This is a genomic window from Pseudomonas sp. C2.3V (genome assembly GCF_058536325.1).
This window is the reverse complement of the sequence record NZ_JBZUBN010000001.1, coordinates 4,019,467-4,033,137: the sequence shown is the minus strand read 5'-3', so window position 1 is coordinate 4,033,137 and position 13,671 is coordinate 4,019,467. Positions and strand designations below refer to the sequence as shown.

At 57.4% G+C, this 13,671-nt stretch carries 12 protein-coding genes; 7 read left to right on the top strand and 5 right to left on the bottom strand.

The genetic code is table 11. The annotated features are described in order from the left end of the window. Positions 1-15 precede the first annotated feature (15 nt). Together gbcB and AC4LF3_RS19045 are read left to right on the top strand one after the other, a co-directional pair. Positions 16-1,113 (top strand): glycine betaine monooxygenase reductase subunit, encoded by a 1,098-nt coding sequence (gbcB, locus tag AC4LF3_RS19050; protein ID WP_010796196.1) that lies wholly within the window; start codon positions 16-18, stop codon positions 1,111-1,113. Positions 1,114-1,331: 218 nt separating this feature from the next. Continuing rightward, positions 1,332-2,255, top strand: a complete 924-nt coding sequence (locus tag AC4LF3_RS19045; RefSeq protein ID WP_010796195.1) for a LysR family transcriptional regulator — start codon at positions 1,332-1,334, stop codon at positions 2,253-2,255. Here the strand turns inward: AC4LF3_RS19045 and AC4LF3_RS19040 are convergent. The 3 genes from AC4LF3_RS19040 to AC4LF3_RS19030 are packed head-to-tail and all read right to left on the bottom strand — an operon-like array spanning position 2,172 to position 3,962. Then, positions 2,172-2,489 (bottom strand): AzlD domain-containing protein, encoded by a 318-nt coding sequence (locus AC4LF3_RS19040; protein ID WP_491836170.1) that lies wholly within the window; start codon positions 2,487-2,489, stop codon positions 2,172-2,174. The genes AC4LF3_RS19045 and AC4LF3_RS19040 overlap by 84 nt on opposite strands. Next, positions 2,468-3,172 carry an AzlC family ABC transporter permease gene (locus AC4LF3_RS19035; protein ID WP_312509240.1) on the bottom strand — a complete coding sequence of 235 codons (705 nt, stop codon included), beginning with the start codon at positions 3,170-3,172 and terminating at the stop codon, positions 2,468-2,470. The genes AC4LF3_RS19040 and AC4LF3_RS19035 overlap by 22 nt, the downstream gene beginning before the upstream one ends. Positions 3,173-3,215: 43 nt before the next feature. Further along, positions 3,216-3,962: a 2OG-Fe dioxygenase family protein gene (locus AC4LF3_RS19030; protein WP_491836169.1), complete on the bottom strand. Its 747-nt coding sequence runs from the start codon at positions 3,960-3,962 to the stop codon at positions 3,216-3,218. A gap of 248 nt (positions 3,963-4,210) precedes the next feature. Between AC4LF3_RS19030 and AC4LF3_RS19025 the strand changes: the two genes are divergently transcribed. After that, complete coding sequence (locus AC4LF3_RS19025) at positions 4,211-5,503, top strand: diguanylate cyclase domain-containing protein (protein ID WP_491836168.1); 1,293 nt, start codon at positions 4,211-4,213, stop codon at positions 5,501-5,503. Positions 5,504-5,612: 109 nt separating this feature from the next. Here the strand turns inward: AC4LF3_RS19025 and AC4LF3_RS19020 are convergent, their stop codons facing one another. Further along, the gene (locus AC4LF3_RS19020) at positions 5,613-5,951 is read right to left on the bottom strand and encodes a hypothetical protein (protein WP_491836167.1); all 339 of its coding nucleotides are present in this window, start codon (positions 5,949-5,951) and stop codon (positions 5,613-5,615) included. A 730-nt stretch (positions 5,952-6,681) separates the two neighbouring features. On the opposite strand from AC4LF3_RS19020, the gene AC4LF3_RS19015 reads away from it, so the two are divergent. The 4 genes from AC4LF3_RS19015 to cydB all read left to right on the top strand — a co-directional run bounded on the left by AC4LF3_RS19015 (position 6,682) and on the right by cydB (position 13,192). Next, positions 6,682-9,084 carry a sensor domain-containing diguanylate cyclase gene (locus AC4LF3_RS19015; protein WP_491836166.1) on the top strand — a complete coding sequence of 801 codons (2,403 nt, stop codon included), beginning with the start codon at positions 6,682-6,684 and terminating at the stop codon, positions 9,082-9,084. Between the two features lie 73 nt (positions 9,085-9,157). Beyond that, positions 9,158-10,687, top strand: coding sequence for a sensor domain-containing diguanylate cyclase (locus AC4LF3_RS19010; RefSeq protein WP_491836165.1), 1,530 nt, complete (start codon positions 9,158-9,160; stop codon positions 10,685-10,687). Positions 10,688-10,806: 119 nt separating this feature from the next. Further along, positions 10,807-12,180, top strand: coding sequence for a cytochrome ubiquinol oxidase subunit I (locus tag AC4LF3_RS19005; RefSeq protein ID WP_491836164.1), 1,374 nt, complete (start codon positions 10,807-10,809; stop codon positions 12,178-12,180). Positions 12,181-12,184: 4 nt separating this feature from the next. Next, complete coding sequence (cydB, locus tag AC4LF3_RS19000; RefSeq protein ID WP_150348459.1) at positions 12,185-13,192, top strand: cytochrome d ubiquinol oxidase subunit II; 1,008 nt, start codon at positions 12,185-12,187, stop codon at positions 13,190-13,192. Positions 13,193-13,243: 51 nt separating this feature from the next. On the opposite strand, the gene AC4LF3_RS18995 is transcribed toward cydB, so the two are convergent. Then, the gene (locus tag AC4LF3_RS18995) at positions 13,244-13,534 is read right to left on the bottom strand and encodes a PepSY domain-containing protein (RefSeq protein ID WP_010796185.1); all 291 of its coding nucleotides are present in this window, start codon (positions 13,532-13,534) and stop codon (positions 13,244-13,246) included. Positions 13,535-13,671: the final 137 nt, after the last annotated feature.

Sequence of the window (13,671 nt, the reverse complement as noted above, 5' to 3'; positions counted from 1 at the left end):
CGTGAGGGCACGTGCATGAACAGCTTTCTGAATCCGGTTACTACGCAGACCTGGGCCAATGGTCGCCATGCGGTACGTTGCGTCAAGGCGATTCAGGAAACCTGGGATGTACGAACCTTCTGCTTCATGGCGGACGTACCCCTGATGTACTTTTTCAAGCCCGGTCAGTTCGTGACGCTGGAGCTTGAGATCGAGGGGCAGCAGGTGATGCGTTCATACACAATCTCCAGCTCGCCCTCCGTGCCCTACAGCTTCTCGATCACGGTCAAGCGTGTCCCGGGTGGCAAGGTATCGAACTGGCTGCATGACAACCTGCGTGAAGGGCAGGAGCTTGCGGTGCATGGGCCGGTGGGGCTGTTCAACGCCATTGACTACCCGTCCGACAAGGTCCTGCTGCTCTCCGGTGGCGTAGGTATCACACCGGTGATGTCCATGGCCCGCTGGTTTTTCGACACGAACGCTAACGTGGACATGGTGTTTGTACACAGTGCCCGCACGCCAAAGGACATCATCTATCACCGCGAGCTGGAGCACATGGCCTCGCGGGTCTCTAATTTCTCGCTGCATCTTGTGTGCGAGCGGAGTGATCTTGGGGAGGCCTGGGCGGGATATCGCGGTTTCTTTGATCGGCGCATGCTGGAATTAATGGCGCCGGATTTTCGTGATCGCGAGGTGTTCTGCTGTGGCCCGACACCTTATATGAATGCTGTGAAAACCATGCTGCGCGAGCTGGGCTACGATATGGCCCGTTATCACGAGGAGTCCTTTGGCGCGACGCCTGCGGATGTCAAGGAAGAAGTTCTCGAACAGGCCGGTCTTGCGGCCGACACACCGCCGGTTCCGCTGGCGGATCAGTGCGAGGTGTTATTTGCGGGCAGCGGCATGAGTGTACGTGTTGGACCAGGTGAGACTGTGCACGGAGCGGCTGCCAAGCTGGGCCTGCATATTCCAAAGGCATGCGGCATGGGCATCTGCGGCACCTGCAAGGTGCTCAAGACCCGTGGTTCGGTTGTCATGGAGCACAACGGCGGCATTACCGAAGAGGACGAGGCCGAAGGTTACATCCTGTCCTGCTGCAGCGTTCCGCAAGGGGACGTTGAAATCGATTTCTAAATACTCTACAGCGGACATGCCTGTTTGGGCGTGTCCGTCACCGTTTCCTTTTCCCGTCTGATATTACCGCAGCGGCACAATGCCCCTATTCTTCATAGGGGTTATTCCTGCTCTAATACCGCCAGGCACTGAGACAGCTGCTAAGGTAAGGTAGAAGATCGCAGCATTGTGTGATCAGATCGCTACAGCATCGCTCCTTTCTGATCGAGGGCGTCAAAATGGATGTCAGAACGCTGCGCAACCTGACGCGGGTGGCGCGTACAGGCTCTCTGTCTGCCGCGTCAGATGAGGCCTGCCTGACCGTGCAGGCCCTGGCGGCGCAATTGAACAAGGCGGAAGACCAGTTCGGGTTCAGGATTTTCAAGCGATCCAACAAGGGATTGCACCTGACCGAGCGTGGTCACGCGCTCATGCCTTATATCGAGAAGGTGGTGGAGTCCGCCCGGCAACTGGACAGCAAGGCTGCCGAGTTGAGCCAAGCCACGCCACGGCTGCTGCGGGCCGCACTGAACAGCACGCTACCGGCCGATATCAACCAGTGCATCGTCAAGCGGATGATGCAGGTCTTCAGCGATTATCACCTGGAGTTCAGCTTTGCCGAGTCCATCGAGAACCTCAGCAAGCTGCGTAACGATAATATCGACCTTGCGGTACTGATCGGACCACCGCAAGCCGATCTGGCCAGCCTTGAGCTGGCTGATCTTCATATTGATGTCGTAGGTGCTTACCACGGTGCCGATGCAGAGGCGTACAGCGACCTGAGTGACAAGCTGCTTGTTAGGCCGACCAGCGACTGCCCTTATTCCACCAGTTTCGAGCGGTTTCTAGACAGTGGTCAGACGGTGAGCCAATGGGGGCATCGCATGATCTATTCGGGTAGCGAAACCCTGACCGTCTCGCTGATCAAACAACTCGATGGCTTGGGCGTCGTTTCACGGGCGGCGGCTTGCAAGCATGGATTGTCCATCGTACCGGGGTTTGAGGATTCGCTGCCGGTACGCCTGGTCGTCAACAATGTCGACTTGCCTATTCGTGCCCTGGAGCAGCTGACCCGTCCCTTACAGCACTCGCCCCAGCGCAATATACGACAACAGGCCTACCGCCACACTGAGGAGCAGGTTCTTACTGAAATAAGCGCATAACAGCGTCGGTATGGCAGCAGCGAATTCGGGCCGCATGAGGCTCACATGCTTTTCCGTCACCACCAGTGGTGTGAGGGTAATGGCGGCGACGATGCAGACCGGCAGAAACTCAAGCGTTCGCGTCAGGAATCCTGGCCAGCGCTCGGTACTGAGCTGCATCGGTAGCACCCGTGGCAGCAGTGTCACCGCGGTCATCAGGACGATTATCAGGATCAGGAACGTTTCTTGAGACATACGCCTACCCAGCAGCCAAAGAACGTGGCGATAAAGACATTCAGGGCGGACTCGAACAGCAGGTTCAGCACACCCATGCAGGCCACCGCCGCCAGAGCAGCCACCAGCTTGCCCTTGGAATCACAAAGCGAGACCAGCACGTATAGCATCATGGCGGTCAAGGCATAGTCGAGCTTGTACTGGATCAGGTGGGCAGTGTAGGTCGAGCTGAGAGCACCCAGCAGCGCGCCCAGCACCCAGGCACTGTGACAGAAGAGGTTGAACGAGATCAGATAACGGGCATTGACCGCAACGCCTTTCTGCAACTTGCTGCTGTGAAAGGCAAAGGACTCGTCCGTCAGCTCCGCCGCATACACCCACCGTTCCAGACGGCTCAGGCCTGTCGTGCGCAGGGCTCTGGACATGTACATCGACATCAGCATGTGACGGGCGTTGATCAGAAAGGTGGTCATCACGATAGTGACGATCGAGGCGTTCGCCGTCATCAGTGCCAGAGCGGCGAACTGCGAGGCACCGGCATAGACGAACAAGCACATGGCGACCGGTAACCAGAGCGGATAGCCTGCATTCACAGCCATCAGGCCGAAAACGAACGAGACCGTAAAATAGCCAGCGACGACCGGACTGGCCTCGCTGAAGGTGCGTAGCTCAGGAGCTTTCCGGGTTAAAACACGCGTATTCACACCATCCTCTCATTGCCGGGCTGAAATCGGACCGTTCATAGGTTTACCGCACAATGTCATGGGCCGTCCCAGGTTTAGAGAAAGAGATGGCGATGATCTGACGGAATGCCGGGCGCTTTGGGTCCTTCGTGGACGCAGGCGTCACGTAATGACGCATCTCCCGGTCCAGGAAAAACGTCGTGTCCAGGATGTGCTCGTAAGTCAGCGCGGCGAGCAGCTCCTCTTGTACGTTATATAGCCGGCTTTCGGCGCCTGCGATGTTATGCCGACCCCAGAAATGCATTGCGCTGAAGGGGTAGCCGTCGCAGTGAATTCCCTCAGGCGTGATTTCGACCTGCTGGCCGGGGTTGATCTCGATCCGAATCTGGTGAATCTGGCACTGCCACATATCGTTATGCAGATGCGCTGGCAATACGCTTTTGTACACCTCGAAATCCAGGGCGATCAGGCTGCGAAGAACAGGGGAGGCGATTACTTCATCGGAGAAGTCCTGAAAGTGCCGCTCCAGGCCGCCTACATAGCGATTGTTAGCCAAGGATTGTACATAGGGGCGATGTTCGAGCTGGCGCAGCTCCTGATTGACGGGGTGGTACTCGAAATCGCTGTAGCGTCTGAACCGTGCGCCCGACTCGGCCTGGCCATAATAACTGTCGCGCTCCATGGCTTCCCAGCTATGAGTCAGCCGGACGAATTCGTCAAAGTTGCCCGTCAGGCTGAAGTCTGCGCCTTTCACATTGGCAAACTTGTTTTGACGCAGGGCGTCACTAACCGTCTTGTTGAGAACAATCATGATCGTCTCCGCTCCATTGAACGATCCACTCTAAGCGCTGGGCAGATTTGCTCTATGAGAAATAATTTAAGGCATCTCAACGAAAAGTTGAGATTGGCTGAGCGCCTGCTGCCGGCATGAGGTGCCCACGGTCTGATGGTCATTCATCGAGTGATCGGATGGTCATGTCAATTTGTTGCAGGCTGCGCCGATACAGGGTGTACAAGATGCGTCCTACCTGGAGGCACCCCAGTTACCAGACTTCTGCCATGACCACTTCTGCTTTCATGCTCGATAGCGAATCTCAGCTCCGTGGCCTTATCGATGCCATACAGGAGTTCATTGTTCTCAAGGATGGGCAGGGACGATGGCTGATTACCAACAGGATCGTGATCGACACCTATCGCCTGCAAGGCGTTGACTATGTGGGCAAGACCGACATGGAGCTGGCGCTGATTCGACCGGAGTTCCATGAGGCTTTTGTCTACAACGTGCAGACCGACGAGCAGGCCTGGCAAAAAGGGTCGGCGCTGCGTATCCAGAAATCCTTCATGGGGCTGGACGGCCATCTCAACACGTGGGAAGTGATCAAGACACCCAGTTTCGATGAAGCGGGTAATCGCCACCAGCTTGTGATCGTCAGCCGCAATATTACCGAGCGGCGTCTGGCAGAGCAGGCGCTCGAAGCCAGCGAGCAGCGTTATCGGCTGATTGCTGACAACATGCTCGACATCATTGGTGTGTTCAAGCCGGAAGTAGGCATCGAATATGTTTCGCCTTCCTTTGAGCATGTCCTGGGGCATCGGGCAGTTGCCTATCTAGGACGTGACATGTTCGAACTGATCCACCCGGACGATATCGATCCCTTGCGCAGTGCGTTTCGAATGCTATTGGAGGGTAGCGTCTCGCATACGACGGTCGAATGCCGCTGTTACCATGCCCAAGGGCACTGCATATGGTTCGAAACGCATCTCTCCAGTACCTATACGAATGAGGGCGTTCTGGACAATGTCGTTTTTGCCTGCCGTGATATCTCAGCACGTAAAGCCTACGATCAGCATCTTCAAACGCTGGCCTACCACGACCCTCTGACGGGCGCGCCCAACAGACGCTTCCTCATGGACCAGATCCAGCTCATGATCGATCAGGCGTCGACCGATTCAAACTTTGCCGTTCTGTATCTGGATCTTGATCGATTCAAGCCCATCAATGACGAGAGGGGGCACGATGTGGGGGACGAGCTGCTGATTGAATTTGCCAGCAGACTCAGGCAGAACCTGCGTGCCAACGACCTGTATGCCCGTATTGGCGGTGACGAGTTCGTGATCGTACTGGCTCAGGTGAACGAGGCCCAGGCGGTCACCATTGCCGAGCGGTTGTGTCTGGCCTTGCAAGCGCCATGGACGCTGCCATGTGGAGAGCTCAAGACCACTTCGTCCATTGGTGTGGCGCTTTACCCTGATGCCGGTCTGTCTGTGCACACCCTGCTGCGTCATGCTGACGAAGCCCTGTATGAGGCCAAGCGGGCAGGGCGAGCCTGTGTCATGGTCTACAACGGATAAAAGCAAAGCAAATAGACAGGCGCCGGGTTTGGCAGGCAGGGCGGGGTATCAAGAAGAGAAGATAATGCAGGGGGGCAGGCATTGTCTGGCAAGGCCTGCCCCTGAACCGTCACGCGGCGCAGAGGGCGCGCATGCCGTTGACAGTCATCTCAAGGTGCTGCTCCAGACGCTCCAGCTCAGCCTGCAGCGGCTCGGGGAACGGATGGCAGTCCAGTGCCTGGGTTACCAGGGTACTTATCAGGACGAAGAAGGCGAGTACCTCTTCCGGATCGGAGCTGGCATTCAGGCGCGAATAGCGGGCCTGCTCCGAAGCATAATTGGTTTCAGCGACATCAAACTTGCGCAGTACAGCGCCCAGCCACTGGGTCGAATGCACACAAAACGGCGTGCCCCGATAGGCTTGCGGCTGGCGTTGTTCGTAATGCTTTTGAGTGTTGTGTGTATTCATGATCTGTATTTGCTTCTAAGGGCTAACAAGGCTCAGCAAACTGGATGACGCAAACTAACTGGACGGTATTTACGGTCCGTCGAATTTCCTGCCACCTAAGGCTCATGCCTGAGCGTTTTCAGTTGGCTTCATCAGCTCAATCAGCTTGATCGTTGTATCGGCGCCCCTCACAAAAACATGAGTACGAAGGTGCAACGGGCAGACGGACGATCATCTGCTGCTAGCCTTGCCGATTGATGGCTATTTGCCAACAAGAAGCGGCGTAGGGTAGTGAAACGGTTGGCATCCTGCTACTGATTTCTGATCACGTTATGTGACCGCGGCAAGAAAAACAGGCTAAACGACTTGCATGGGTACGCGGGGATGGTAAGGCGAGGAAAAAGACTTTCTGGCGGGCAACAAAAAACCCGCCGAAGCGGGTTTTCTGGTTGACCTTACTCAACGTCCTGTCGAGCTGCCATCCTGGCCTGGTCATTCATCCTTGATCTACCTGAGCGCTTCCTGCGCTGCAGTCCGATAGGTGTAGATTACGCACCTTATGCATTCATACCTAGAGCCAATGACGCCTTGTGCGTGTAAGCCTTTGGCTATACCTGTTCTGCGCTCATCTGCATCCGCATGCCTCACGCCGGTCGGTATTCGCTGCAGGTCAGACCTTAAACTCCATTGCTTTCTGCCGATATGAAGACTGGGTTACCGCCTATCCATCTGACTGTCTCGTTGAATGATCATGTTTCGATCCTCGTTTTCCCTGTGGCTAACCCAGCGCTCCCTCGTACTGGTCTCCAGTGTGGCAGCCCTTGGGCTTACCGTGACGCTGTTTGCCTGGCACATCCTGCAAGGTTCTGAGCAGGAGGCCGCCCGTGAGCGCTTTTCCCGTGGCGCATCGGAAATTACCCGGGAGCTGGATGGCGCAATGGCACGCTATGAACGCCTGTTGCGGGCGGGGAGCAGCCTGTTCAATGCCGGCGATGAAATTTCCCGACTGGAATGGCGCCAGTTTGCCGAAAACATGCGACTCGAAGAGGATTACCCGGGGATGCAGGGTTTTGGTTTCGCCCCGTTGATTGCCGCTCACGATAAGAGCAGTTTTGAGGAGCGTGTCCAGAAAGAGGGCTTTCCAGGTTACGAGATCAGAACCGGCAGCGGACGCGATACGTTCATTCCTGTTCTCTATATCGAGCCCTTTATGGGACGCAACCTGAGGGCATTCGGGTTCGATATGTTTTCCGAGGCGAACCGGCGAGCGGCGGCCGAACAGGCCCGTGACTCAGGCCAGGTAAGCCTGAGCGGGAAGATCACGCTTGTGCAGGAGACCGAGAATCCTCAGGCCGGTACCCTGATGTTCGTACCGTCCTATTTCAGCGACATGCCGACCCAGACGGTCGAGCAGCGACGCAAAGCCTTGCGAGGGTTTGTTTTCGCCCCCTTCAGGATGGGCGATCTGATGACGGCCGCCCTGAAAGACCGTGCCGATGATCTGGCACTTGAAATCTACGATGGTGAGCAACCTGCAGCGGCAAACCGCCTGTATTCAAGGCGTATGGATCTGGTGAGTACCCTGCCAGGTTACATACCCCGATTCGACAGCCTCCAACATATTGACGTAGCCGGACGGCAGTGGACATTGCGTTTCGTTACCCTGCCTGCCTTCGAGACAGCAGCCCCTGCCAGCCGTGCACAGGTCGTATTGTTCAGTGGTCTGGGACTTACCCTGCTGCTCTGTGTGCTGGTGGCGTCATTGGCCACCATGCGTGCCCGTGCCGAGCAACTGGCAGATCGTATGAGTCGCGCCTACCGGGAAAGCGAAGCGCGGATACGCTCCATTATCGACGGGGCGGCGGAAGGCATCGTGATCACGGAAAGCGACCCGGCCATGACTGTCTTGAAAATCAATCCAGCAGGTGAGCAGATGTTGGGTTTGCCAGCTGCTGAGGCCAAGGGGCGCTCGCTGGCGCATCTGCTGGCTGTGAAGGGTGATCGCATTTTGGATGATCTGCGTCAGGGTACGGCCAGCAGTGTCTGGCTCGACACGCAATACGCGTCGGCAAAAGGTCAGTGCCGCAGCCTGAATATGGCCATTACGGTCGCCGAGCAGGATGGAGTCCAGCGTTTGATTGTGCTGATCAGTGACCAGACTGACCTGCATCAGGCACGGCAGCAGGCTTTGATGACAGGTGCCCTGAACGAGGCGATCCTGCTGCATTCGCCGTTCTGCATCTTCTCGACCGATCCTGAGGGCCGCCTGCGTACAGTTAATCCGGCCGGTGAACGGCTGCTGGGCTACTCCCGGGCAGAGCTGGTCGAGACGCAGTACATCAGCGACCTGCTGGATGCCAATGAGCAATCGGTCAAGGCCGAGCAGCTGAGCCAGGCGCTGGGCCGTAGGGTGACGGAGTGGGAGAGTTTTGTCAGGCTGGCGCAGGAAAAGCCCGAGGAGGAACACGAATGCGGTTTTGTCTGCCGTGGCGGGGTACGGTTACCCGTCAACCTGGCCGTGACGGCGTTGCGTGACCAGACGGGGCAGATCACGGGGTATCTGGGGATTGCCTACGACATTACCGAGCGCAAGCGGGCCGAGGAGCTGATGCGCTACCAGGCTCTGCATGACGGTTTGACCGGCTTGCCCAATCGCACGCTGATGGCCGACCGGATGAGCATGGCCATCGAGCGGGCCAAGCGAAACCAGGAGGTCTTGGGGGTCATGCTGATGGACCTCGATCACTTCAAGGAGATCAACGACACCCTGGGGCATGACGTGGGCGATGAAGTCCTCAGGCAAGTAGCGCATCGCCTGAAGAGTGCTGTACGTCAGAGTGATACGGTGGTCCGCCTGGGGGGCGATGAGTTTGTTGTGCTGTTGGGTGATCTGAAGCGGATCGAGGATGCCAGCAATGTCGCCACGAAGATCCTGAAGACCATTGAGGCTGACCTGATCATCGGGCCGCACCGCCTTTACCTCTCTACCAGCATCGGTATCGCTCTGTATCCGGAGCAGGGTGTGGATCTGGACGAGCTGCTCAAGAATGCCGATCGGGCCATGTATGAGGTCAAGCGGCGCGGCAAGAAGGGGTTCGCGCTGTCCCAGACCTCATTGACACCAGAAGATCAAATAAAACAGCGGCTTGTCTGATGACCTTTGGCTATGATTGAAACACTGCGGTGATGGGTTCGCCGTCGTAAGAAGATTATAAGGATAGCGAAGCATGCCAGACCCCCACGAGATCTCGAAGAGGGCCAGCCGATGGCCGTCACAGCGTCTCGCGCTCGGCTTCGTGATCCTGGTCTGTCTGTCCCTTTTCAGTCTGGATATCTGGCAGGCCTTACGGGGGCGGGGCGAGCGGCTTCAGGAGGCCGAGGTCGCCACTTCCAACCTGGCACGCTCACTGGCGCAACATGCCGACGATACGGTCGAAGAGGTCGATATTGTTCTGGCCGGCATCGCCGAGCGACTGGCCTGGGATGGAATCGAAGAGACCAACCGGGTCCGCATGAAGGCCTGGCTGCGGGATCGGATAAATGCACTGCCCCAGCTGCATGGGTTGTTCATCTACGACCAGGACGGGCGCTGGATCGTCACCTCGAACAGTCAGGATCCGGTAAACATAAACAACGGGGATCGGGAATATTTTGCCTATCACCGTACCCATAAGGACCTGGGACCGCATATCGGGCCGGTCATCCGTAGCCGCACGACAAACGAGCTGGTAATTCCGGTGTCTCGGCGGATCAATCATCCCGACGGGCGCTTCGCCGGCGTCGCGCTGGCAACATTGAGAGTCGAGTATTTCAATCGTTTCTACGCAGACTTCGATATCGATCAGCAGGGGACTATCTTCCTTGCCCTCCATGACGGAACCATACTGGTGCGCCGCCCGTTTGACGAAGCCTTGATCGGCAAAAGCCTGGCCAAGGGGCGTATCTTCAGCGAGCTGCTACCGGTCTCAGCAACCGGGACGGGCATGGTGAAATCCATTGTGGATGGGGTCGAGCGTATGTCGGCCTACCGCAAGATGGACAAGTACCCACTGGTGGTCATGGCGGCTGTTTCCAAGGAAGCGGCCCTGGCGTCCTGGTACAAGGACATGAGTCGGTCGTTTATTACCGGGATTCTGCTGATTGCCGTAGCCGGGTTCGGATTGGCCCTGATTCGGCAGATCCGTATCGACCTGGAGACGGAGCGGGCGCTACGTGAGTCGCACCATGCGCTGGAGAAAATGGCCATGGAAGACAGCCTGACCGGGCTTGCGAACCGGCGGCAGTTCGACATGGCCCTCAAGGCCGAGATCAGCCGGGCCCGGCGGGCGCAGACGTCGCTGGGCATCATCATGATCGATATCGATCATTTCAAGCGCTACAACGACCTCTATGGTCATCCAGCCGGCGACGAGTGCATCAAGGCTGTAGCGGAAGCCGTGCTGTCCTGTACCCGTCGCGCTGTCGACCTGGCAGTCCGCTATGGGGGCGAAGAGATTACAGTGCTGCTCCCGGATACGGACGATGCCGGTACCCATCAGGTGGCCGAAAACATGCTCAACGCTGTTCGCAAATTGGCGATCCTGCATGAGGGTAATGAAAACGGCCGTATCGTCACGATCAGTGCCGGTGTCTTCAGTTGTGTTCCCAAGGGCAGGGGCGCGACCAGCCAGTACCTGATCAAGTCAGCCGATGAGGCGCTCTATGCCGCCAAGGCGGCCGGGCGCGACCGGGTTTATCCCCCGCTAAGCAAGATGTGAGGCGCTGAGCCAGTATTAAAATGGAATTGAAACGCCATCCCTGTTGTCGCAGTAGCGAGGTTTGAAGCCGAGCGGCCAAAGCCTCTCATCGCTTCGCAACGCTTGCCCTTCAGGTTTTTATGGACGTCACTGACCCCGCCCTGCAAATCGCCCGAGCCCAGTTTGGCATCACTATCGGCTTTCATATCGTGCTGGCTGCGTTCAGCATCGGACTCGCCAATTTTCTCATGGCCCTGGAAGGGCTCTGGCTGTGGAAAAGACAGCAGGCCTATCTTGATCTCTATAAGTTCTGGCTAAAGATCTTTGCGCTGAACGTGGCGGTCGGAACTGTATCGGGTGTGGTCATGGAGTTCGAGTTCGGCACCAACTGGGGACGCCTCTCGACCCAGGCGGGTTCGATCATCGGCCCGTTGATGTTCTATGAAGTTATGGTGGCGTTTTTTCTGGAGGCCGGTTTCCTTGGCGTCATGCTATTTGGCATGAAGAAGGTAGGCCCCAAGCTCCACTTCTTCACAACCTGTGCGGTAGCGGTGGGTTCGCTGTTCAGCGCTTTCTGGATTCTGGCCGCCAACTCCTGGATGCACACGCCTGCCGGTTACTCCATCGGGCCGGATGGCCGTTTCGTGCCGGAAGAGTGGCTCACCATTATTTTCAATCCCTCCTTTCCTTACCGCTTCGTTCACATGACCTTTGCCGCCTTTCTAGGCACCGCTTTCATGGTGGGGGCTGTGGGCGCCTGGCATCTGCTGCGCGATGCGTCGAATCCGCGGGCGCGGATCATGTTTTCCATGGCCATGTGGGTGGTAGCCATCGTTGGGCCGCTGCAGATCATTGCCGGGGATCTGCATGGGGAAAATACCCTGGAGCATCAGCCGCAGAAGGTTGCAGCCATGGAAGGGTCATGGAACCGACCGGCACCGGGGGAGGGCGAGCCGCTACGGCTGTTTGCCGTACCGGATATGGAGCAGCAGCGTAATCATTTGGAGCTGGCGATCCCGCACATTGGCTCCTTGTACCTGCGCCACAACTGGACCGGCACCATCCAAAGCCTGAGCGAGTTTCCGGCCAGCGATCTCCCGCCGGTCCCTATCGTATTCTTTGCCTTTCGGATCATGGTGGGGCTGGGCCTGCTGATGGCGACCGTCGGCATTGCCAGCCTGATCATGCGTACGCGTGGGCGCCTATACACCGCCCGCTGGCTGCACTGGATCGTGCTCCCGATGGGACCGGCCGGCTTTATCGCCATGCTGGCCGGATGGGTCGTGACCGAGACTGGGCGACAGCCATTCACGGTCTATGGATTGTTGCGCACGGCTGACAGCAGTTCGGCACAGTCCTTTTCTTTCGTCATGACTTCAACCCTAAGCATTCTGGCTGCCTATGTGATCGTCTTCGGGATTGGGCTTCTTTACATGCTTCGGGCCATGGCCAGGGCACCCAGGGCTGATGAAAAGGGCCCCGAACCCTCCCTTGCCAACGAGACCGGTGAGTAATTCCATGTCCGCCGATTTGATCCATCAACTTTCTGCCGCGGCGCTGGCATTCGCCATCATCACTTATGTGGTGCTGGATGGGACGGATCTGGGTGTCGGTATTTTGTTTCCGTTCCACAAAGAGACGCAGAGCCGCCATGTCATGGCGTTTTCCATTCTTCCCATCTGGGATGGCAACGAGACGTGGCTGGTGCTGGGTGGCGGCGGGTTGCTGGCTCTGTTTCCTGCGGCATACAGCATCTTTTTTACCGCCATGTATGTACCCATCATTGCCATGTTGCTGGCTCTGGTGTTTCGGGGCGTATCGTTGGAGTTTCGTGACCGCGCAACTCCGGCACATCGGCGCTGGCATGATGTGGCATTCGCAGGGGCGTCTACGCTGGCCGGCCTTTGCCAGGGCATTGTCCTGGGTGGGTTGATTCAGGGGATTCCAAACGATGGCAGCCGGTACACGGGTAATGGCTGGGACTGGCTAAGTGGTTTTACGCTGACCTGTGGGATCGGTCTGGTGGTGGGATACGCGCTACTGGGAGCGTGCTGGCTGGTCTGGCGCACGGAGGGTGACTTGCAGGCTCGGGCCCGAAAACAGGCATCGCTGTTGGGTGGGTTCACCTTGCTGCTCATGGGGCTGGTCATCGTGTGGACCGCAGGACTTCACCCCCTGTATCGGGAGCGCTGGGCCCAGGGTGAGTGGGTGATCCCCCTTCTAGGACTGATGGCGCTTCTGGCGCTGGCCTTCTGGAAGGCATTGCCGTGCCGCATCCATTACCTGCCCCTGTTTGCCGTATTGGGCTGGTTTATGGTGGCGTATGCCGCCTTGATCCTGGCCTTGTATCCCTTGGTCATCCCGCCTGCGCTGACCATTTTTCAGGCATCGTCACCGACCGCGAGCCAAGCGTTCATGCTGACTGGGTTTGCCGTACTGATTCCGTTCACCCTAGCGTACAGCACGTACGGCTTCTGGGTGTTCCGCGGCAAGATCCGTCCACGAGAAGAGGCTGATGGAGAATAGGTTTCAGCCCTGCAAGAGACCAAGTTCTACGCAGGGCTGGTGAACAGCGGATCAATCGATCGTCTTACGACCTACTTCTTCACGATCGATTTCTTCCTGGATGATATTGCCGGTACGGGGATCGGCCCGGAAACGATACTTCTCCGAGTTGAGCTTGAGGCCTTTGCCAACCCATTCGCCATTTTCGGCATCCAGGCGGCTCACGGAGGTATAACCGCTTTCAATGATCTTGGCTTCGACTTCTTTCTTGGGCATCCAGTCCGCACCAGGCTGATCGGCCCAGGCGAAGCCAGTGCCGGCAACCGACAGCAACAGACCTGCAATCACGTGTTTCGTCTTCATGGCACACACCTCAAGGAAATAGGGGATGGCCGCCGCACGGGCTGGCACGTCTCGTCCAGCATGCGTCATGCACAAAGTGTTGATTTGTGACGGTCGGCTTGATCTGGCCATATCTGAAAGAGTGCAGGCGCTGTTGC